23 protein-coding genes are annotated in these 21221 nt (G+C 59.3%); 12 read left to right on the forward strand and 11 right to left on the reverse strand.

All coding sequences use genetic code 11. The features are described 5' to 3' along the window. Positions 1-289: 289 nt before the first annotated feature. Positions 290-1057, forward strand: a complete 768-nt coding sequence (locus KVH01_RS10285; protein ID WP_043047840.1) for an SDR family oxidoreductase — start codon at positions 290-292, stop codon at positions 1055-1057. Positions 1058-1272: 215 nt separating this feature from the next. Next, positions 1273-2178: a cation diffusion facilitator family transporter gene (locus tag KVH01_RS10290; RefSeq protein ID WP_217881341.1), complete on the forward strand. Its 906-nt coding sequence runs from the start codon at positions 1273-1275 to the stop codon at positions 2176-2178. Positions 2179-2298: 120 nt separating this feature from the next. Here the strand turns inward: KVH01_RS10290 and KVH01_RS10295 are convergent, their stop codons facing one another. From KVH01_RS10295 to ureE, 5 genes are all read right to left on the reverse strand, one after another. After that, positions 2299-3408 carry an AGE family epimerase/isomerase gene (locus KVH01_RS10295; RefSeq protein ID WP_217881342.1) on the reverse strand — a complete coding sequence of 370 codons (1110 nt, stop codon included), beginning with the start codon at positions 3406-3408 and terminating at the stop codon, positions 2299-2301. Positions 3409-3578: 170 nt separating this feature from the next. Next, the gene (locus KVH01_RS10300; protein ID WP_043047834.1) at positions 3579-4151 is read right to left on the reverse strand and encodes a HupE/UreJ family protein; all 573 of its coding nucleotides are present in this window, start codon (positions 4149-4151) and stop codon (positions 3579-3581) included. Positions 4152-4173: 22 nt separating this feature from the next. After that, positions 4174-4788, reverse strand: a complete 615-nt coding sequence (gene ureG / locus KVH01_RS10305) for an urease accessory protein UreG (protein ID WP_012721947.1) — start codon at positions 4786-4788, stop codon at positions 4174-4176. A gap of 21 nt (positions 4789-4809) precedes the next feature. Then, a complete protein-coding gene (locus KVH01_RS10310; protein WP_217881343.1) occupies positions 4810-5484 on the reverse strand; it encodes an urease accessory protein UreF in 675 nt (224 codons plus the stop codon). Then, positions 5481-5981 carry an urease accessory protein UreE gene (gene ureE, locus KVH01_RS10315; protein ID WP_217881344.1) on the reverse strand — a complete coding sequence of 167 codons (501 nt, stop codon included), beginning with the start codon at positions 5979-5981 and terminating at the stop codon, positions 5481-5483. Before ureE ends, KVH01_RS10310 begins: the two co-directional genes overlap by 4 nt. Before the next feature lie 336 nt (positions 5982-6317). On the opposite strand from ureE, the gene KVH01_RS10320 reads away from it, so the two are divergent. Continuing rightward, complete coding sequence (locus KVH01_RS10320) at positions 6318-6815, forward strand: C40 family peptidase (protein ID WP_043047827.1); 498 nt, start codon at positions 6318-6320, stop codon at positions 6813-6815. Positions 6816-6819: 4 nt separating this feature from the next. Here the strand turns inward: KVH01_RS10320 and KVH01_RS10325 are convergent, their stop codons facing one another. Next, complete coding sequence (locus KVH01_RS10325) at positions 6820-7452, reverse strand: TetR family transcriptional regulator (RefSeq protein ID WP_043047825.1); 633 nt, start codon at positions 7450-7452, stop codon at positions 6820-6822. 151 nt (positions 7453-7603) lie between these two features. Continuing rightward, positions 7604-7924, reverse strand: coding sequence for a hypothetical protein (locus KVH01_RS10330; RefSeq protein ID WP_003188116.1), 321 nt, complete (start codon positions 7922-7924; stop codon positions 7604-7606). A 357-nt stretch (positions 7925-8281) separates the two neighbouring features. Here KVH01_RS10330 and KVH01_RS10335 point away from each other — a divergent pair, with 357 nt between their 5' ends. Beyond that, positions 8282-10351 carry an AsmA family protein gene (locus KVH01_RS10335; protein WP_217881345.1) on the forward strand — a complete coding sequence of 690 codons (2070 nt, stop codon included), beginning with the start codon at positions 8282-8284 and terminating at the stop codon, positions 10349-10351. Here the strand turns inward: KVH01_RS10335 and KVH01_RS10340 are convergent. The 3 genes from KVH01_RS10340 to KVH01_RS10350 all read right to left on the reverse strand — a co-directional run bounded on the left by KVH01_RS10340 (position 10348) and on the right by KVH01_RS10350 (position 12766). Beyond that, positions 10348-11058 (reverse strand): ribonuclease T2 family protein, encoded by a 711-nt coding sequence (locus tag KVH01_RS10340; RefSeq protein WP_217881346.1) that lies wholly within the window; start codon positions 11056-11058, stop codon positions 10348-10350. The two genes, KVH01_RS10335 and KVH01_RS10340, sit on opposite strands and share 4 nt — an antisense overlap. Before the next feature lie 189 nt (positions 11059-11247). Then, positions 11248-11778, reverse strand: coding sequence for a ferritin-like domain-containing protein (locus KVH01_RS10345; protein ID WP_005784304.1), 531 nt, complete (start codon positions 11776-11778; stop codon positions 11248-11250). A gap of 97 nt (positions 11779-11875) precedes the next feature. Beyond that, the gene (locus tag KVH01_RS10350) at positions 11876-12766 is read right to left on the reverse strand and encodes a DMT family transporter (RefSeq protein ID WP_217881347.1); all 891 of its coding nucleotides are present in this window, start codon (positions 12764-12766) and stop codon (positions 11876-11878) included. Between the two features lie 96 nt (positions 12767-12862). On the opposite strand from KVH01_RS10350, the gene KVH01_RS10355 reads away from it, so the two are divergent. The 7 genes from KVH01_RS10355 to KVH01_RS10385 all read left to right on the forward strand — a co-directional run bounded on the left by KVH01_RS10355 (position 12863) and on the right by KVH01_RS10385 (position 18556). After that, positions 12863-13651, forward strand: a complete 789-nt coding sequence (locus KVH01_RS10355) for an AraC family transcriptional regulator (RefSeq protein ID WP_217881348.1) — start codon at positions 12863-12865, stop codon at positions 13649-13651. A 71-nt stretch (positions 13652-13722) separates the two neighbouring features. Further along, on the forward strand, positions 13723-14022 hold the full coding sequence (locus KVH01_RS10360; protein WP_217881349.1) for a PsiF family protein: 300 nt from the start codon (positions 13723-13725) through the stop codon (positions 14020-14022). A 177-nt stretch (positions 14023-14199) separates the two neighbouring features. Beyond that, entirely contained in the window at positions 14200-15213 is a 1014-nt protein-coding gene (locus KVH01_RS10365) for an AI-2E family transporter (protein WP_043047819.1), read from the forward strand. Positions 15214-15310: 97 nt separating this feature from the next. Next, the gene (locus KVH01_RS10370; protein ID WP_217881350.1) at positions 15311-16549 is read left to right on the forward strand and encodes an NAD(P)/FAD-dependent oxidoreductase; all 1239 of its coding nucleotides are present in this window, start codon (positions 15311-15313) and stop codon (positions 16547-16549) included. A gap of 26 nt (positions 16550-16575) precedes the next feature. Continuing rightward, entirely contained in the window at positions 16576-16935 is a 360-nt protein-coding gene (locus KVH01_RS10375; RefSeq protein WP_217881351.1) for a DUF1641 domain-containing protein, read from the forward strand. Positions 16936-16997: 62 nt separating this feature from the next. Further along, complete coding sequence (locus tag KVH01_RS10380) at positions 16998-17822, forward strand: methyltransferase domain-containing protein (protein ID WP_217881352.1); 825 nt, start codon at positions 16998-17000, stop codon at positions 17820-17822. A gap of 239 nt (positions 17823-18061) precedes the next feature. Beyond that, entirely contained in the window at positions 18062-18556 is a 495-nt protein-coding gene (locus KVH01_RS10385; RefSeq protein ID WP_217881353.1) for a peptidylprolyl isomerase, read from the forward strand. A 147-nt stretch (positions 18557-18703) separates the two neighbouring features. Here KVH01_RS10385 and KVH01_RS10390 read toward each other — a convergent pair whose 3' ends face one another. Then, the gene (locus tag KVH01_RS10390; RefSeq protein ID WP_043047811.1) at positions 18704-19972 is read right to left on the reverse strand and encodes an Hsp70 family protein; all 1269 of its coding nucleotides are present in this window, start codon (positions 19970-19972) and stop codon (positions 18704-18706) included. Between the two features lie 238 nt (positions 19973-20210). Here KVH01_RS10390 and KVH01_RS10395 point away from each other — a divergent pair, with 238 nt between their 5' ends. Beyond that, positions 20211-21152: a DnaJ C-terminal domain-containing protein gene (locus KVH01_RS10395; protein WP_217881354.1), complete on the forward strand. Its 942-nt coding sequence runs from the start codon at positions 20211-20213 to the stop codon at positions 21150-21152. Positions 21153-21221 lie beyond the last annotated feature (69 nt).

The raw sequence follows: 21221 nt of genomic DNA on the forward strand, positions 1-21221 counted from the left end.
CAGCGGCTACATACGACCCCGTCCAGGTCAAGCAAAAAACTTTCCAGACCCGCCTGAAAGCCTTGTACACAGCGGCTTCGAGCAGTTTGCACTTGCCCCCAAAGACTGTGGGCGCAGTTGTGGATAACCTGCGCGCATATGGCTGCAAGCCACGGTTTATAAGGCTCTGCTCGAGGTGGTTAAAAAATGATCAATCATGCATCAAGATGTGTGCATAGCGGTTGCCGCAGGGGCGCTGTAAGGGCATTCTGCTGGCTGCTTTTTTCCCGATGCCCGCAAGGAGAACACCATGTCCGACACGTTATTTATCACTGGCGCCACTTCAGGTTTCGGCGAAGCCTGTGCCCGTCGTTTTGCCGAAGCCGGCTGGAAACTGGTGCTTACCGGTCGCCGTGCCGAGCGCTTGAATGCGCTGGTTGAAGAGCTTTCCAAGCAGACCGAAGTGCATGGCCTGGTGGTGGATGTGCGTGACCGCAAGGGCATGGAAGACGCCATTGCCAACCTGCCGCCATCGTTCGCCAAGCTGCGTGGCTTGATCAACAATGCCGGCCTGGCCGTGGGCACCGACCCTGCGCCCAAGTGCAACCTCGACGATTGGGAAACCATGGTCGACACCAACATTAAGGGGCTGCTGACCACCACCAGTCTGTTGCTGCCGCGCCTGATCGCCCATGGTCGCGGCGCCGGGATCATCAACCTGGGTTCCATCGCCGGTAACTACCCGTACCCGGGCAGCCATGTGTATGGCGGCTCCAAGGCATTCGTGAAGCAGTTCTCGCTGAACCTGCGCTGCGACCTGCAAGGCACCGGCGTACGTGTGACCAACATCGAGCCGGGCCTGTGTGAGAGCGAGTTCTCGCTGGTGCGGTTTGGCGGAGACCAGGCACGTTATGACGCCACCTATGCAGGTGCCGAGCCGATCCAGCCGCAGGATATTGCCGATACGATTTTCTGGGTGATGAACACGCCGGCGCACGTGAATATCAACCGCTTGGAGCTGATGCCGGTGAGCCAGACCTGGGCTGGGTTTGCGATTGAGCGTGGGGCCAAGGCTTAAGTACCTGCGCAATACATTGTAGGAGCGAGCTTGCTCGCGAAAGACGTTAACGATGACGCAGGCATCCTGAATGCACGCGGCGCGCTCGGGTTTTTCGCGAGCAAGCTCGCTCCTACAATAAATGGCGTCAAATCGGCCAAAACAGGACATAAGGTACACTCCGCTCCTGAAAACCCTCCGCACTGTGCGGTTTAAAGGTTTTGACAGGAGGAAATGTGAGTAACCGAGGTGAGCAGGCACTGCTCAAACAATCGACGATCCTGATGTTCGCTGTGGCGATCGTCGGGATTGTCACGGGTGTGATATCCGGCGCCCAATCCATTCTGTTCGACGGTTTTTTCTCGCTGATCGCCACCGCCATCAAGGTGCTGATGCTGATCACGGCCAAGCTGATCGCCAAGAAAAGCAACGAGCGCTTCCAGTTCGGTTATTGGCACCTGGAACCGATGGTGCTGTTGATCGAAGGCAGCTTCCTGCTGCTGATTGCCATCTACGCGTTTCTCAACGGCGTGTTCGGCATTATCAATGGCGGGCGCGAGATCGAGTTGGGGTTGGTGATCATTTATGCGGCAGTGTTTACCGTCGTGGAGTTCGCCTATTTCTTCTATGTGCGCTACCGCAACCGCAGCCTCAAATCATCGCTGATCCAGTTCGACAACATCAGTTGGCTGGTGGACGCGATGCTCTCGGTGGGCTTGCTGATCAGCTTCCTTGCCGCGCTGTTGCTCAAGTCCCAGGGCTATGGCGAATGGGCGGTGTATGTCGACCCGTTGATCCTGATCCTGCTGGCCCTGAGCATGCTGGCGCCGGCGTTCAAGATCCTGCGCCCGGCGTTGCGCGAGGTATTGGGAATCGCCCCGGACCACCTGGACGACAAAGTGCGCGAAGTAATGGATGCGGCGCAGGCCAAGCACGGTTTCGACGATTACGTGTCCTACGTGCAGAAGCACGGTCGGGCGCGGTTTATCGAGATTCATGTGGTATTGCCGGCGGATTACCCGGTGGATAAGGTTGCGACGTTGGATGGGCTGCGCGAAGAGATATCCACAGGGCTGGGCACGCCGGATGCGGCGCGTTGGCTGACGATCAGTTTTACCGGGGATCGCAAGTGGATTGCGTGATGGGCCGTTAGTCCGAGGTGAGGCTATCGGGAGCAAGCCCCCTCCCACATTAGGACGATTTTCAACATGAAAACGCGGACAAGTGTGGGAGGGGGCTTGCCCCCGATGAGGCCCTGAAGATCACCCAAGCTGCTTGATCAAACCCTGGTAGCAGGTCGCCAAGTGATACGGCGTAGTCGACGGCATATCCCGTCGGCTCACGGCGCCCTGGGCATCCAGGCATTCATGCCAGCCCTTGGCATGCAGAAAATGCTCTTGCAGCGCCAGCAACTGGCGCTGCAGCACCGCTTCACTGCCTGGCCGTAACGTCAGTGCCCGCACGTACTCGGCCTGAGCCCAGATACGTTGGGTGCCGTCGCGCACCGCGCCATCCAGCGCAAGCATGCCACTGACCGCACCGCTCGATTTATCCACACCCATTTCTTCGGCATAGGCAAACGCCCGTGTCAGTGACGCATGCAGCGGTGTGCCGCGCAGCACCTCTGACGATTCCAGCAAAAAGAACCATTCGAACTGGTGCCCCGGCTCAAACCAGTTATCCACAGCTCCCAGCGGTTTTTCCATCATCACGCCATGCTCGCGGTCGATGAAGCGTTGCTGCATGGCCGTCGCCAACGCCAGCAGGGCCGCCTGTACTTCGGCATCCTCACGCACTGCGAGGGTCGCAAGGAAGCCTTCGGCCAGGTGCATCAATGGGTTCTGCAATGGCCCTGAGCCCAGCGAGGCCCAGTTGCGCTCCAGCACGGCCTCATACAAGTCATCGCCCGTGGCAAAGCGCTGGGCGACCACTTTCAGGGCGGCATTTAGTACCGATTCCACCAACGGTTCACGCACCTTGGCCCAGTAATGGGCGCAGGCAAAGATGATGAAGGCGTGGGTATAGAGGTCTTTGCGTTTGTCCAGCGGTTGGCCGGCCGGGTCGATGCTGTAGAACCAGCCGCCGTGCTCGGCATCATGGAAGTGCCGTTGCAGGGAACGGAACAGCGCCGCCGCGCGTTCTTCGGCAAAGCCCGCCCCGGGCTCGCCGATCAGGCTGGCGAACACATACAACTGCCGGGCGCAGGCCATGGCGCGGTAGCGTTGCGGGGGCAGCGGCTGGTGATCGGCGTCCAGCGCCTCGAAGGGCAGTGCCAGGTCGGCATTCCAGCCTGGGCCTTGCCATAGGGGTACGATCAGGTCGTGGAAGTGCGTGAGCACGGTGTTCAAGGAAGGGGGGGAAGCGCTGGGCATTGGCTGGCGTCGTCACGGCAGGGGTGTAGGCGCGCATGGTAGCAGGCTTGGGAACTGTGGTGTCTGCGCTACCGCCATCGGGAGCAAGCTCCCTCCCACATTTTGATTGTGAATACAGTCAAGTGTGGGAGGGGGCTTGTCCCCGATGGCGCTTTCAGCCGCGCCGCAAATCACCCCGCCAACAACCAAACCCCAGTCGCCGCCGAAGCCGCCCCGGCCACTCGCACCAAGGGCGCTGCCGCAACCGGCAGAAAGCGCACAACGGCATAGCCCAAGGCATGCAACACCGCAGTCGCTCCCACAAACCCAGCGGCATACGCCCAAGGGCTGGTCATGTCCGGCAATTCCAGACCATGGGCAACACCATGGAACAACGCAAACAACGCCGTAGCACCCACGGCTACGAAAAGCGGCGGCCGTACTGCCAATGCCACCGCCAGGCCCAACGCCAGCACCGACGCCGCAATCCCGCTTTCCAGTGCCGGCAATTGCAGCCCTTCAAAGCCCAGCACCCCGCCAATCAACATGGTGCCAACGAAGGCACAAGGCAGCGCCCAACGTGCATTGCCTTGTTGCTGCGCCGCCCATAGACCGACCGCCACCATGGCCAGCAAATGATCAAGGCCGCCCAGCGGGTGGCTAATACCGGCCACCAGGCCATTGTCGCCGTGGCCCGGGTGGGCGAAGGCAAGGGCAGGGACGAGCAGCAGCGTGGCCGCGGCGAGGAATTTGTTGAGGCTCATGAACAGGTTCCTTATAGGTTGATCAGGCAGCGGTCAGCAGGCCCTGGCGTTCGATAAAGGCGACGATCTCCTCCAGGCCGACCCCGGTTTTCTGGTTGCTGAACACAAAGGGTTTACCGTTGCGCATGCGCTGAGTGTCGCTGTTCATCAGTTCCAGCGATGCACCCACCAGCGGAGCCAGGTCGATCTTGTTGATCACCAGCAAGTCGGATTTGCAAATACCGGGGCCGCCCTTGCGTGGCAGCTTGTCGCCAGCGGACACATCGATCACATAGATGGTCAGGTCCGACAGTTCCGGGCTGAAAGTGGCCGACAGGTTGTCGCCGCCGGATTCCACCAGAATCAGGTCAAGGCCCGGAAAGCGGCGGTTGAGCTGGTCCACGGCTTCCAGGTTGATCGAGGCGTCTTCGCGAATCGCGGTGTGCGGGCAACCGCCGGTTTCCACGCCGATGATGCGCTCGGGCGCCAGGGCCTGGTTGCGTACCAGAAAATCGGCGTCTTCGCGGGTGTAGATGTCGTTGGTGACCACCGCCAGGTTATAGCGATCACGCAGCGCCAGGCACAGGGCCAGGGTCAAGGCGGTCTTGCCGGAGCCCACCGGGCCACCGATACCGACGCGCAGGGGTTGGGTGTTCATATCTGGTTCTCCAAAAAAATCCTAGGATCGGAACAGGCGGCTGTATTGGCGCTCGTGGGCCATGCACGCCAGGGACAGGCCAAAGGCGGCGCTGCCCAAATGCTTGGGGTCGATGCGTTCGGCGTCTTGCTGGGCTTGTTGCAGCAGCGGCAACAGTTCGCTGGTCAGACGTTGTGCGGCTTGCTGGCCGAGGGGCAGGGTTTTCATCAACACCGCCAACTGATTTTCCAGCCAGCTCCACAGCCAGGCGGCGAGGGCGTCCTCAGGGCTGATACGCCAGGCGCGGGCGGCCAGGGCCCAGCCGAGGGCCAGGTGCGGTTCGCCGCGTTGTGCAAGGAACTCACGGGCGGCACTGTCCAGTTCCGGCAAGCCAGTGAGCAGTTGTTGCAGGGAATAGCCCATCTGCCGGCTCTCCTGATACAGCTCGCGGGTCTCGCGGCTGGCACGGTGTTCTTCGCACAACTGCGCCAGTGCGGCCCAGTCCAGTGCAGCGGCAGCACGGCAATGGGCGAGCAACAGGGGGGCTTCGAAGCGCGCCAGATTGAGCAGCAACTGATCGCTGATCCAGCGCCGTGCATTCGCGGCATCCTGTACTTGGCCATTGTCCACGGCCATTTCCAAACCCTGGGAATAGCTGTAGCCGCCAATCGGCAATTGTGGACTGGCCAGGCGCAACAGCGCCCAGGCTGGGTTCATAGACGTACGCCGAACTGGTGCAGCTTGGGCGGGTAGTTGAAGTCTTCGTCGCCATGGCGCGAGTGATGATGGCCGCCGCCGTAGGCGCCATGCTCAGGCTGGAATGGCGCCTCGATGGTCTGGGTGTCGGCACCCAACTGTTCCAGCATCGCCTTGAGCACGTAGTCGTCAAGCAGACGCAGCCAGCCGTCGCCGACTTGCAGGGCCACATGGCGGTTACCCAGATGGTAGGCCGCGCGGGTCAGTTCAAACGCGTTGCGGCAAGTGACGTGCAGCAGCTGTTCAGGTCTGGCGCGAACGCGTACGACACGTCCGTCTTCGGCTTGTAGGAATTCGCCGTCGTGCAGCGGTGGCTGACCACGCTCCAGAAACAGGCCGACGTCTTCACCGTCGGCACTGAAACAGCGCAAGCGGCTTTTGCTGCGGGCTTCGAAGGTCAGCAGCAACTCAGCGGCCCAGAGGGCTTGGGGGGCGATTCGGCGGTGGATCACCAGCATCAGTAGGCTTCCAGCTATGAGCAATAGCAGTGCTAGAGCAAGGGGCTTGCCAACCCGCTATAGCCGTAGGAATTGCCTGTCGGTACGGGGTGTGGAGCCTGGATGGGGCATACACGGGTTGTATGGTTGTTTCAATTTGGTGCGTATATTTGGTTATAGCACTGGAAAAGGGCGCTTTTCCTGAAAGAGGCCTTGGATTGTATGAAGCTTCTTTCATCCAATTATCCATTGCATTTTTAGGGATTTATCCTACACAGATGCAAGAATCCGCCTTCATGGGCTTACGTGATGGTTCTTTAAGATTCGCGCCGTGTTTAATTCACCGCGATATTCATCATGTTCAAGTCATTTATCTGTTCAGTCATTGTCGGCCTGTCGTGTTTCATCTCGTCAGCTTCGGCCAATCTTCAACAGCCGCCTACCTTTGCTTCAACCCATGCCAAATCTTCGGTGGACGATGTGATCGACCGAGCCCATCAATTGCTCGGCACCCCCTACAAGTGGGGCGGTACGTCTGCCGAGCAGGGATTTGATTGCAGCAGCTTCCTGGTCTATCTGTTCAAGACCCAAGCCAATATTCAGCTGCCACGCACGACGGCAGCGATGCACCGCTCCACTGCCGCGACCATAAAGCGCACAGCGTTAAAACCGGGCGATGCGGTATTTTTCAAGGGCAACGGGCGAGGGCAGGTGAGTCATGTCGGGCTGTATATCGGCGAAGGCAAGTTCATTCATTCACCGCGTACCGGCAAACATGTGCGTATCGATTCGTTGAGCAATAAGTACTGGAGCAAGAACTACACCACGGCCAAGCGTTTTCATAAGGCCGGCTGAGGGCTTACTCGGTACTGCCCAGCCCCTGCCAATGCTTGAGGCCGATAAAGATAAAGCGCAGTTGCTGGGTGATTTTTGCCTGGGGCGTGAGGTGAGCCGGCAGGGCATGGGCCGGTGGGTCGATGATGTCGGGAAGGGTGGCAAACACACTTTTGACGATCAGGTCGGCCATTACATGCAAACCCTCTGGGTCCAGGTGCTGCAACTTGGGCATCAGCGTCAGGTCGGCCGCCAGGTCGCGGGTGATGTCTTCGCGCAGGGCCGCGATGGCCTGGCGTACCGCCAGGCAACCGCCGTACTGTTCACGGGCCAGGAACAGGAATTGTGAACGGTTGGCCGAGACCACATCGAGAAAGATCCGTACGGAGGCATCGATAATGCCGCCCATCACGAACTCGTTGTGGCGCACCAGGCGAATCGTGGCGCGGAAGGTCTGGCCGACTTCGCTGACCAAGACCAGCCCCAACTGGTCCATGTCGGCAAAATGGCGATAAAAACCGGTGGGCACGATACCGGCGGTCTTGGCCACTTCGCGCAGGCTCAGGCTGCCAAACCCGCGGCCACACTCCATCAGATGGCGGGCTGCATCCATCAGGGCGAGGCGGGTCTGTTGCTTCTGTTCGGCACGGGGCAGCATGAGCGAATGGGCTTTGTCGGCGAGTACAGCGACGCACTCTAGCAAAAGCGCTTTGCTGGCGTCGAACTTGGCGGGGGCGAAGCGTGACGCGGTCTATATAAAAGCAAAAGCCCGATCGACAGATCGGGCTTTTGTCTGGGCCACCACGGGCTTAGCTCTGTGCTTGATGCAGTTCCTGCAGACGGTCGGCACCGCCTTCAGCAACGCCTTCGGTGTAGGCGCGTTTGTTGGCTTGTTCAGCACCGCCTTCTACCAAGCCTTTTTCCTGCAGACGGTTGTAGCCATTTTCAGCCACGGCACCTTTGGCATAGTCGCGGTTTTCGTCTTCTTGCGAACCGCTGCGTGCCACGGTCTGGCTGGTTTGCACGGCCTGGGCTTTATTCTGTGGGGTGGCCTGTTCGGCGGCCGGCAGGGCAAAAGCGCTGGAAGCCAGGACAGATAACAGGACGGTAGCGAGTAATTGACGTTTCATGATGGTTGCTCCTTGGGAGGGCGATAAAGTGGGTACAGGGCTAATGCTACTCTTGATAAGTCGATATAAAAGTTCATAAACACAATGGTAATAATCAACAGAATTGATTGTTCCCTGCAAAGGCTCTAGATCGAGCCTCTCAAGCACTCGGTTTTGCACCGGGGTGGGTATTTTCGACACGAACTTGGGTAACAATGGTGCGCCGGTGATGATCGGAATCTGTCCGTTCGATCAGGAAAGTGGCTTTTTGCGACTAAATCAGCCATCGGGTTAAACCCCCGGGCGGTTTGCCAGTCGTAGTCTTATAGGCTGCTCTAGAGGGGTAGCTCTGCCAGTCGTATTCAGGAGTCCTGTGCAATGACGCGCACTCGTAAAATCGTCGCTTGGAGCTGCGCCAGCTTCGTTCTGTTAATTGCCATCGTGGTGCTGATCCTGGTGTTCTTCGACTGGAATCGCATCAAACCGCCACTTAATGCCAAGGTCTCCGAAGAGCTGCATCGCCCGTTCGCCATCAACGGCAACCTTGCGGTGGTGTGGCAGCGAGAGCCTGATGAAGGCGGCTGGCGCGCCTGGGTGCCGTGGCCCCATGTGATCGCCGAAGACCTGACCCTGGGCAACCCCGACTGGTCCAAGCAACCGCAGATGGTTACGCTCAAGAAGGTCGAGCTGCGTATTTCGCCCCTGGCCTTGCTGGTGCAGCGCGTAGTGATCCCGCGTATCGACCTTACCGAACCCAGTGCGCAGTTGCAGCGCCTGGCCGATGGCCGCGCCAACTGGACCTTCAAGTTCGATCCGAAGGATCCCGACGCCGAGCCCTCCAACTGGGTGGTGGACATTGGTGCTATCGGCTTCGACAAGGGCCATGTGACCCTTGACGATCAAACCCTCAAGACCCAGCTCGATGTGATCATCGACCCGTTGGGCAAACCGATCCCATTCGGCGAGATCGTCGGCGACGCCGATGCCAAGAAGGCTTTGGAAAAAGGCTCGGCGCCCCAGGACTATGCGTTCGGCCTGAAGGTCAAAGGCCAATATCACGGCCAGAAACTCGCCGCTACCGGCAAGATCGGCGGCCTGCTGGCATTGCAGGACGCGGCCAAGCCGTTCCCACTGCAAGCCCAGGTCAAAGTCGCCGACACCAGCATCGCCCTGGCCGGCACCCTGACTGACCCGCTGAACCTCGGCGCCCTGGACCTGCGCCTGAAACTCTCGGGCAGCAGCCTGGGCAACCTGTACCCCCTGACCGGCGTCACCCTGCCGGACTCGCCGGCCTATTCCACCGATGGCCGCCTGATCGCCAAGCTGCATGAAGCCAGCGGCGCCTCTTTCCGCTACGAAAAATTCAACGGCAAGATCGGCAACAGCGATATCCACGGCGACCTGGCCTATGTCGCCAGCCAGCCGCGGCCCAAGCTCAGCGGCGCGCTGGTGTCCAACCAGTTGCTCATGGATGACCTGGCGCCCTTGATCGGCGCTGATTCCAATGCCAAGCAAAAGGCTCGAGGCGGGGAGAGCAAGCAACCGGCGACCAAGGTGCTGCCGGTGGAAGAGTTCCGCACCGAGCGCTGGAGTGTCATGGATGCCGACGTGGAGTTCACCGGCAAGCGCATCGTGCACAGTGCCGACCTGCCCTTCACCGACCTCTATACGCATCTGGTGCTCAACGATGGCCAACTGAGCCTGGAACCGCTGCGTTTCGGCGTGGCCGGTGGCAAGCTCGACGCGCAGATTCGTTTGAACGGGCGCACCACGCCGATGGAAGGCCGCGCCAAGTTGACGGCGCGTAACTTCAAACTCAAGCAGTTGTTCCCCAGCTTTGAACCGATGAAAACCAGCTTCGGTGAACTCAACGGCGACGCCGATATATCCGGACGTGGTAATTCCGTGGCGGCGCTGCTGGGCACCTCCAACGGTGACCTGAAGATGTTGATCAACGACGGCGCCATCAGCCGAGGCCTGATGGAAATCGCCGGGCTCAATGTGGGCAACTACGTGGTGGGCCGCCTGTTCGGCGACAAGGAAGTGAAGATCAACTGCGCGGCGGCGGACTTCGGCATCAAGACGGGCTTGGCGACCACGCGGTTGTTTGTGTTCGATACCGAGAACGCCATCATCTACATCGATGGCACCGCGAACATGGCAACGGAGCAGTTGGACCTGACCATCACGCCGGAGTCCAAGGGCTTTCGCTTGTTTTCGCTGCGCTCGCCGCTGTACGTCAACGGGCCATTCATCAAGCCCAATGCTGGCGTGAAAGCCATTCCCCTGGCCCTGCGCGGCGCCGGCATGGTGGCCTTGGGCGTTATTGCCGGCCCGGCTGCCGGGTTGCTGGCGCTGGTGGCACCGAGCGGCGATGAGCCGAATCAGTGCGCGCCTTTGCTGCAACAGATGAAGGAAGGCAAGGCGCCGAAAACGGTAAAAGGCTAGGTTCCACGAGGAATGAAAGTCTCTTGTGGCTCGCAAGGGATGCCAATCTGGAGGGACCCATCGTCGTAATAGGGGGTGCCGTCCGGATTGATCGAGTAGAACGCCTCATGCAAATACTGCTTGCCTTCAAGCATGAAACAGCGGAAGGAAGTATTGTTGGGAAATGCTGTTTTGAGCAGGTCGAACTCTACGCTGTGACCTACCCAGGCGTTAAATATGGGCTCGTTGTAGTCGACCACCTCTCGCAGTCTGACAATATCCTTGAAATACGCACTCTCTGTTTTTCCGGCGCAAGTACCATGTTTCTTCCATTCGTACCTGAACATTCCTTGCGGGGCGACAGTTACCAGCTCGGCAATTTCCGGGGTATTGGAAATCTCTTGCAGCTTATTCTCGTCGATATCGCATTTTGCAGCTGATTCGCAGCTGGGAGCAGTATTACAAGCGGCCGGGTGGCGATTGGTTTTTTGCCCGATGCTGTTGTTATAGGGCCAGATGCCATGGGTCAAAAACTTTTGCGGCGGTTTATCGCAGCCCGACGTTTCCGGCTTGAGCTTGCAGAAACTGGGCTGCCAGGTCACCGCGTAGACTAAGTACTGATAGCCCTCGCTGCTGGGGGTTATCTCCTCGTTCGCATCCAGGGCCAGGGCGCTATAACTGATCAATAACGTTGCCATTGCCGCTGCAGTGAATTGAGTCCTTTTCATGGGGTTACTCCCTATTCATTCAGCCAAAGGGTTTGGCATCGAGCATTGGAAGTATTAATTAACCATGGTGCACTGGAAAATCTACTGTCAGAACTAACAGGTAGGCGGCGGAATGTCGCAAGTCAAAGGGCAAAATAAAACCCCAGGTAGATGCAGTCAGCACCTACCTGGGGTTTGAACAGCGGCCTGTCAGAGGTCCTGCAGAATATCCGCCATGTCATCGGCGTGTTCTTCTTCCTGAGCCAGGATATCTTCGAAGATACGGCGGGTAGTTGGATCCTTATCACCGATGTACTGGATGATTTCACGGTAGCTGTCCACCGCGATACGCTCGGCCACCAGATCCTCGTAGACCATCTCTTTGAGCGAGTTGCCTGCCACGTATTGGGCGTGGGAGTTCTTCGACAGCAGGTCGGGGTTGAACTCCGGTTCGCCGCCCAGTTGCACGATGCGCTCGGCCAGTTTGTCGGCGTGCTCGGCTTCCTGGGTGGCATGTTCCAGAAACTCATCGGCGGCAACGCTGGCTTTCAGGCCGTTGGCCATGAAGTAGTGACGCTTGTAACGCAACACGCAGACCAGTTCGGTGGCCAGCGACTCGTTGAGCAGGCGGATGATCTCCTGACGGTCGGCGTCGTAGCCTTCGGTCACGGCACCGTTTTCGACATTCTGGCGGGCGCGGCTGCGCAGGGTCGCAATGTCAGTCAAGTGTGCTTCAGTCATTTCAATCTCCTGGGGCTAATCCGGTTGTACGCCACGCTCTGCCGGCGTGATCGCTATAGGTTGTGAGTCCCGGGCCAGGCGAAAAGTTTTATCGGATTTAACAGGATGTGTCATGAGTGGCTGTGACCGGCGTGGTCCAGCGCTCCGACAGGATCACCCCACCCAAGGTCAGCAAGCCGCCCACCACGTGATACAGAGCCAACTCTTCCTTGAGCACCACCGCTGCAATCAGCGCGGTAATCAACGGCAGTAGGTTGAAGAACAGCGTGGTACGGCTCGGCCCAAGCGTCTTCACCGAGTGCATCCACGCCAGCGGCGCCAGCATCGAAGCCAGCAGGCAGGCATACAGCACCAGCGGAATATTCGCCCAGCCCAGGCCCGCCTTGGCCGAGAACAGATACAGCGGGAACAGCACCACCACCGCCACCAGCACCTGTAAATACAGGAGCACCAACGGCGGCAGGCGCAGTTGCCATTTTTTCAGCAGGGTGCTGTAGATGGCATAGGCCAGCGTGGCGATGAGCATCATGCCGTCGCCCAGGTTGACCCCGTGTTGCAGCAGTGCACCGAGGTTGCCGGACGACACCACCACCACTACGCCGGCGAATGACAGCACTGCACCGGTCAGTGCGCCATAGGTCAGGCGTTGGCCCAGGCTGATGATGGCGGCGGTCAGGGCCATCAGCGGCATCAGTGAAAGGATGATGCCCATATTGGTGGCGCTGGTCAGCGTGGCCGCGTAATAGGCCAGGCTTTGATACACCGCCATGCCCAAAATGCCGAGGATGAAGATCTTGCCCAGGTTCGGGCGGATGAGCGCCCAGTTGGCAACGACCGGCTTGAACATGAACGGAGTGAACAGCAGCGCAGCGAACAGCCAGCGGTAAAAGCCGATTTCAGCCGGGAAGATTGAGCCTACGGCCAATTTGTTGACCACGGTATTGCCGGCCCAGATAAAGATGGCCAGCAGCGGATACGCGTATTGCATTGAAAGAATCCAGTGTATTGACGAGGCGCGATTATCCTCTGTCTGTATCGAAGCCTATACTGCGAACCAGACAACCGACCTCTGAATCCAGACAACATGCCCAGACATACCGTACGTCTCGCGGATTTCCCCAGCTTGCCCAGCCCAGTGTACTTCCGCTACTCCGAGTTCGCTCCGGATACCGAGTGCACCCCGCACCGGCATGGCTGGGGCTCGCTGGACTATTCGGCCAATGGCGTTATGCGCATGGAGGTCGCCGGCAACCGCTTTATGTCGCCGCCGCAGTACGCGGTATGGATTCCGCCGGATACCGAGCACAGCTCCTACAACGCCCAGGCGATCGTGTATCGCTCGGTGGGCTTGGCGCCGTCGCTCTGTGAGCAACTGCCGCAAACCCCGTGCACCCTGGCGATCAGCGACATTCTCAAGGCCATCCTCAGTGATTTCGCCCAGCGTGACGTGAATATCCCGCAGGCCGATGCCGATATTCGCCTGGCCCAGGTGCTGGTGGACCAGCTCAAACAGGCGCCGATTCACGACGGTTTCTTGCCCTACGCCCGCCACCCTGGGCTGCTCGGTGTTCTGGAAGGCATGCAAGCGCAACCGGGAGACAATCGCCCGCTGGTGCAATGGGCCGAGCAGGTGCATGTCAGCGAGCGCACCCTGGCGCGCCAGTTTGTGCGCGAACTGGGCATGAGCTTTGGCGAATGGCGCCAGCGCCTGCGCTACCTGGCGGCCATCGAAGCGCTGGACAGTGAGCGCAGCGTGCAACATGTGGCGTTTGACTTGGGCTACAGCACCGCCTCGGCCTTTATCGCCATGTTCCAGCGTCACGCCGGCTGCACGCCGGAGCAGTACCGGCGTTCGAATATACGTGGTCGCTGAAGTTGTAACAGGTTTTGACTACACTGCCAGGTAGGCCGTGCCCGTCGGCACGGTAACAGGGAGAAAACTCCATGAAGATGCTGCGTATTCCGTTGTTGATGATGGGCCTGCTGCTGTGCTCCCAGGGTTTTGCCGCTACCGCCCAGCAGAACAAAATGACCACCTGCAATGCCGAGGCCACAACCAAGACCCTTAAAGGCGATGACCGCAAGGCCTTCATGAAGACCTGCCTGTCGGCGCCAGCGGCCAACGATGCCAAGACCCTGACGCCGCAGCAGCAGAAGATGAAAGACTGCAATGCGTCGGCTAAAACCGAAGCGTTGACCGGCGATGCGCGTAAAACATTCATGAGCACCTGCCTGAAGAAATAATAGCCCCGGGCCATAGAAGGCTGCGACACTCGCACACAGCCCCTTTGTAGGAGCGAGCTTGCTCGCGAAAAACGTGAACGATCACGCGGGCACCCAGACTAAACGAGGCGCCCTTTCGTTTTTCGCGAGCAAGCTCGCTCCTACAACATCCTTTAACGCCGTTCGTTTTGAGGCTGTATGCCAACGTTTTCTCAGCGTCATGTGTTGTTGCTGTCCAGCTACATCATCATTTTCGGCGGGTTGCTGCTGGTGCTGCCGCTCAAATTACTGCCCAGCCTGCTGGCCGGCCTGTTGGTCTATGAACTGGTCAACATGCTCACCCCGCAACTGCAACGCCTGATCGAGGGCCGGCGCGCACGCTGGCTGGCGGTGGCCTTGCTGGGCACCCTGATCGTCAGCGTGCTGACCCTGATATTCGCCGGCGCCATCAGCTTCCTGCTCCACGAAGCGGAAAATCCCGGGGCGTCCCTCGACAAATTCATGGGCGTGGTCGACCGCGCACGCGGCCAATTGCCGCCGTTTATCGATGCCTACCTGCCCGCCAGTGCCGCCGAGTTTCGCGTGGCTATCGGCGATTGGCTGAGCAAGCACCTGAGCGAACTGCAATTGGTGGGCAAAGACGCAGCCCACATGTTCGTTACCTTGCTGATCGGCATGGTGCTCGGCGCTATCATCGCGCTGCAGCGCGTGCCCGACCTGACCAAGCGCAAACCTTTGGCCGCCGCGTTGTTCGATCGCCTGCACCTGCTGGTCCAGGCGTTTCGCAACATCGTCTTCGCCCAGATCAAAATCGCTGCGCTCAATACCGCCTTCACCGCGGTGTTCCTCGCGGTGGTGCTGCCGTTGTGCGGCATCCACCTGCCGCTGACAAAAACCCTGATCGTGCTGACCTTCCTGCTCGGCCTGTTGCCGGTGATTGGCAACCTGATGTCCAACACCCTGATCACCATCGTCGCGCTGTCGCTGTCGATCTGGGTGGCGGTGGCGGCGCTGGGGTATCTGATTGTGATTCACAAGGTCGAGTACTTCCTCAACGCACGCATCGTTGGCGGGCAGATCAGTGCCAAGTCGTGGGAGTTGTTGTTGGCGATGCTGGTGTTCGAAGCGGCGTTTGGTTTGCCGGGGGTGGTGGCGGGGCCGATTTACTATGCCTACCTCAAGAGCGAATTGAAGCTTGGCGGCATGGTTTGAGGCCGGGCACTCGGGCAAATAGCCGATTGCGATAAACGTTATGCCGAAGATGTCTTGAAACTGTAAGTTCTCACAGTGGTGCTTTGCACCTGCTTGGATGAGGCTAACTCCCCGAGGGAGGTTGTCTGAACCAGGGAGGGGACGCGTGAGCAAGCACATTGTAATTGTCGGTGGCGGCGTTGGCGGCACGATGCTCGCCAACCAGTTGGTCACCAAGCTTTATTCGGAAATCCTGCGCGGCGAGGTATGCATTACCTTGCTGTCGAACTCGCCCGATCATTTCTATAAGCCTGCATTCATGTACGTGGCCTTCAATCAGTTCTTCGACGAAGAGTTGAAGCGCCCCGAACGCTCATTGCTGCGCCCGGAAATCGACTTCCGGGTTGATGAGGTCACGCGCTTCGACTTTGCCGGCCAGCACCTGCATACCCGCAGTGGCAAGCGCTACGGCTACGATTTCCTGGTGATCGCCACCGGTTGCGTGCCTGCACCCGAACGTATCGAGGGCCTCAAGGAGGCGGGTGATCATTTCTACGATTACGCGGCAGCCCGGCGGTTGGCCGAGCGCCTGAATACGATTGAGCGGGGGCGGATTTTCATCAGCGTTTCTTTTCCAAAGACGCCAAACGTACCTCACCAATGCGGCATCGCCCCGGTGGAAACTACCCTGATGCTGGACGACTTGCTGCGGCGTCGAGGTGTGCGCGACAAAGTTGAAATCATTTACACCTACCCCAGCGTCGCCCAGCTTTTGCGCAACTGCCTGTTCATGCAGCGTCCGGTCGGGGAGGCGCTGCCGGGTATTTTCGAGCAGAGGAATATCCGTTTCCAGCGCGACTTCACCTTGGGCAGGGTCGACGCCGAGCGCCGTATTGCCTACTCCGAAGAGGGTGAGGAGCAGCCTTTCGATATCCTGATGGCGACCCCGCCGATTCGTGCCGTGGATGTGGTGCTCGAAAGCGGCGTCTCCCAGGCTGAAAATGACGAAGGCTGGCTGCCGACTAATCATGAAACGCTGCAGGTCTATGGGTTGCAAGGGGTGTACGTCATCGGCGACACGGTCGACTTGCCCATCAGCAAGGCCGGAGGCGCCTGTCATAACCAGGCGCCGGTGATCGCCAATAACATCACCGCCGAGATTCGCCTGGGCGCTCCCAATTCGGTATACGAAGGGCGCGTGCAGGCGGTGGCGCAGATGGGGCTGAATGCCGGAATGCCGCTGTGGTACGACTACGCCCATGACGTTCTGCCAACTCCGCCGAGCAAGCTCGGCGGCCTGCTGCGCACCGGCTTCAATCGTGGCCTGTACTGGGCCGTGGCGCGCGGAATGCTTTGATCTGACACACGGAGGTTCTAATCGTCATGGATGTTGCTGATACGTTGCCCGGGCATAACGCCGGGCTTGTGGCGTTGCTTACCAAGCTACAACCGCTGCTGGACAGTGGCCGTATGGACAATGTTGTCGATGTGCTGGCGTTGGTGTCCGACCTGGTGGACATGCTCGATGGCGCCATGGTGGAGAAACTGGCGCTGCTGTTTGAACAGGCCACGGCTGTGTCCTGGAACGTCGGCAACGCGGCGCGCATGGCCACGGCGCAGACCCAGGCTGAAGAGACTCCGCCCAGCCTCTATGGCTTGCTGTCGTTGCTGCGTGAGCCGGACACCCGGCGCGGCGTGGCGCTGGCACTCAGGACATTGAACGTCCTCGGGCGACAATTGTGAGCTGATGCAGGCTAACTTGCCTGTCTGAGCCTTACGCCCTAACTGACCTAATGGATTAAGTCATGATCAACAAACCCAAGCCGTCAACGGCAGGGCCTGCTACAACTCGGTGGGATCCACTGGCCTATCTTCAATTCGCCCGCCTGCGCGAGCGCCCGGTGCTGGAACTGTTGGACCGCATGACCTCCCTGCAGCCCCGGCGCATCTATGACCTGGGGTGCGGGACCGGCATCGCCACCCAACTGTTGGCCAAGCGTTGGCCCGAGGCAGAGTTGATCGGCATCGATAGCTCCTCGCAAATGCTCAGCGAGGCCAGCTACCTGCCGATCAAGGCGCTCTGGTACAGGTGCGATGTGCAGCATTGGCAGGCCGAGCAGCCTGCGGACCTGTTGTTCGCTGCCGCCGTGCTGCACTTTATCAATGGGCATGAAACCTTGTTGCCACGCTTGTTGGCGCAACTGTGCCCCGGCGGTTGCCTGGCGGCTCACATGCCTGATTGGCGGGACGCGCCCTGGTACGCGTTGATGCTCGAAACCCTTGAACACGGTGGTCTGGATAACGCACCACTGGGTACACCGCAGCTTCGGCAGTGCATGGCCGAGCGCCCGGTGCTGTCGCTGGAGCGCTATTACCGTTTGCTGGCGCCGTTGACCACCGGCCTGGATATCTGGGAGACCGAGCATCTACAGGTCGTCGAGGGCCAGTCGCCGATTTTTGACTGGGTCAAAGTCTCGGCACTGCGGCCTGTGCTGCTGGCATTGAATGAGCAGGAGCGACGACGATTCCTGGAGCAATACCTGGCGCGAGTGCACCAGCGTTACCCGCCGGAGAGGGATGGGCATACGCTGTTTCCGTTCAAACGGATCTTCATTCTTGCGACGGCATAGACAACCCACACTTCGAAGGTGGGGAAGGGATCGTACGTCCTCAATGCCCGCATAGCTGGGCGGGACGGTTTAGCGAATGGCGTTATAAAAATGATCGCCAAACCGTCTAAGAAACTGTCAGCTTTCACAGGTTGCAGGCAGGACAGGAGCTTTTATCTTTTCTTGAGCGCCAATGAGAATTAAGGAAAATCATGGGGTTTTCCTGCTTTTCAATTAATTGAAAAGGAAAAGGTAAACCTATGAGCAATCCACGAGTTTATTTCGACGTGAGTATCGACGGCGTTCCGGCTGGGCGAGTTGTCATGAATCTCTTCGCTGACGTTGTTCCGAAAACCGCTGAGAATTTCCGAGCCTTGTGCACGGGTGAGCACGGGTTTGGGTACGCGGGGTCGAAGTTCCACCGGGTAATCCCAAATTTCATGCTTCAAGGTGGGGACTTTACCCGAGGCGATGGGTTCGGAGGAAAGTCGATCTACGGTGAGAAATTCGCAGATGAAAATTTTACGTTGAACCACGACGGGCCAGGCCTGTTGTCCATGGCCAACGATGGCCCGAATACCAACCGTAGTCAGTTTTTTATCACCACCGTTGCGACTCCTCAACTTAACGGCAAGCATGTGGTGTTTGGCAAGGTCGTTGAAGGTATGGATGTGGTTAAGAAGATTGAGTCATACGGTTCCCCTTCAGGGCGCACTAGCAGTGCCGTTGAAATCTCCCTTTGCGGTCAACTATGACAAGCAGGATTAGGCCGCTTGCGGACTCAACCTGCGTCCATTACGTCCATCGAAGCTACCCTGCGTTTCGGATGTACGCAGGCCAAAATGTGGGAGGGGCGGTGCCCCTCCCACATTTGATCGCAGTGTTGGCGAGATCGGAGCAGGTCAGTTGCCGTAGCGCTTGCTGGCCTCGATCGCCAAACCGCTGCCGATACTGCCGAAGATATTGCCTTCCACATGCCGCGCATTCGGCAGCATTGCCGAGATGCTGTGGCGCAGTGCCGGGATGCCGCTGGAACCACCGGTAAAGAACACCGTATCCACCTGGGCCACGTCAACCGAAGCATCGGTGAGCAACTGGGTCACGCTGTTGCGCACGCGTTCGAGCAGCCCGTCGATGGCGGATTCGAACAAGGTGCGACTCAGGTCCACGCTCAACCCCGGCTCGACCCGATCCAGCAGCACATGGCGGCTGTCTTCGTGGGTCAGTTGGATCTTGGTTTCTTCAACTTCCATCGCCAGCCAGTGCCCGGCGCGCTGTTCGATCAGCTTGAACAGGCGGTCGATGCCGCCGGTGTCTTCGATGTCGTAGCGCATGCTGCCCAGGGCCAGCTGGGATTTCTGTGAGTACACCGAGTTGATGGTGTGCCAGGTAGCCAGGTTCATGTGGTGGCTGGTGGGCATGTAGGCGCCGCTTTTCATGCGGCTGCCATAGCCGAACAGCGGCATCATGCCGGCCAGGGACAGTTGCTTGTCGAAGTCGGTGCCGCCGATGTGCACGCCGCCGGTGGCGAGGATGTCGCTCTGGCGGTTGTCGTTGTGTCGGCGGTCCGGGGACAGGCGCACCAGGGAGAAGTCTGACGTACCGCCGCCGATGTCGACGATCAGCACCAGCTCTTCTTTCTCGATGGTGGACTCGTAGTCGAACGCCGCCGCAATCGGTTCGTACTGGAAGGAAATGTCCTTGAAGCCGATCTTGCGCGCCACGTCCACCAGGGTGTTCTCGGCTTCCTGGTCGGCCATGGGGTCGTCATCGACGAAAAACACCGGGCGGCCCAGTACCACTTCCTCGAACTCACGACCGGCAGTAGCCTCGGCACGGCTCTTGAGCTGGCCGATAAACAGCGCCAGCAGGTCGGTAAACGGCATGGCCGTACCCAATACGCTGGTGTCGTGCTTGATCAGCTTGGAACCCAGCAGGCTCTTGAGCGAGCGCATCAGCCGGCCTTCGTAGTTTTCCAGGTATTCATGCAGGGCCAGGCGGCCATACACCGGGCGACGCTCCTCGAAGTTGAAGAAGACCACCGACGGCAAGGTGATCTTGTCGTCCTCCAGCGCAATAAGCGTCTCCTCGCCGGGGCGGATCCAGCCGACGGTGGAGTTGGACGTGCCGAAGTCGATACCGCAGGCACGGGCTGGGGATGGGTTTTTCATGTCTATCGGGTTCCGGTTGAAAAACGGCCGCGCAGTGTATGTCAGTCGCAGGCGCTTGCGTAGGCCGACTATCCGTTAAATCACGCTTGAAAGTGCGGGATTTGCCCCCACATCTGGTGCATACGGCTGATGCCGATAACACTTTGACGTACCCCCAGGCCACCACCCTCCACAGGTGCAAACCAGCGCACGTGGTGCCCCGGGCAGTGCGATCTCGATAAAGGATGGTGAACCGCCGATGGATTTCAAAGATTACTACAAGATTCTGGGTGTAGAGCCGACGGCCGATGATAAGGAAATCAAGGCGGCCTATCGCAAGCTCGCACGCAAATATCACCCCGATGTCAGCAAGGAAAAAGACGCCGAATCGAAATTCAAGGACGCGTCCGAAGCCTATGAGGCGCTTAAAAGTGCCGACAAGCGCGCCGAGTACGATGAGCTGCGCAAATACGGCCAGCATGGCCAACCGTTCCAGGGGCCACCGGGCTGGCAGAGCCGTGGTGGGTTCGGCGGTGGCGGCGCGGGTACCGAGGACTTTTCCGATTTCTTCAGCTCGATCTTCGGTGGTCGTGGCGACGCTTTCGGTGGCGGCCAGCGCCGTCCTGCGGGGCGCAAGGGCCAGGACGTGGAGATGCAACTGACGGTGCACCTCGAGGAAACGCTGTCCACCGAGTCCAAGCAGATCAACTTCCAGGTGCCGCAATACGACGCCTCGGGCCGTCACGTCAGCAACACCACCAAGAGCCTGAACGTGAAGATCCCCGCCGGCGTAGCCGACGGCGAGCGCATCCGCCTCAAAGGGCAGGGCGCACCGGGCATCGGTGGCGGCGCCAACGGCGACCTGTACCTGATTATCAAGCTTGCGCCGCACCCCAGGTTTGAAGTGGATGGCGAAAACCTGATCATTAATTTGCCCCTGGCACCCTGGGAGTTAGCGCTCGGCGCGGAAGTGGCGGTGCCGACCCTGACCGGCAAGATCAACCTCAAGGTGCCCGCCGGCAGTCAGAACGGCCAGCGCATGCGCGCCAAGGGCCACGGCTTGGCAAACAAGGCCGGGCAGCGCGGTTACCTGTTCGTGCAGCTCAAGGCGGTCATGCCCAAGACCAGCGACGAAGAGGTCAAGGCGTTGTGGCAAGCGCTGGCGCAAAAGGCCGCGTTCAACCCGCGCGAGCATTTTTGAGCGGCGATAAATAGCTAGGGCTTGCCTGGCCGGGCGATTCGATAGGTTGGTGTTTTCACAACCCGTCAT

The organism is Pseudomonas khavaziana, from assembly GCF_019145205.1.
In the GTDB taxonomy this organism is placed as follows: Bacteria; Pseudomonadota; Gammaproteobacteria; order Pseudomonadales; family Pseudomonadaceae; genus Aquipseudomonas; species Aquipseudomonas khavaziana.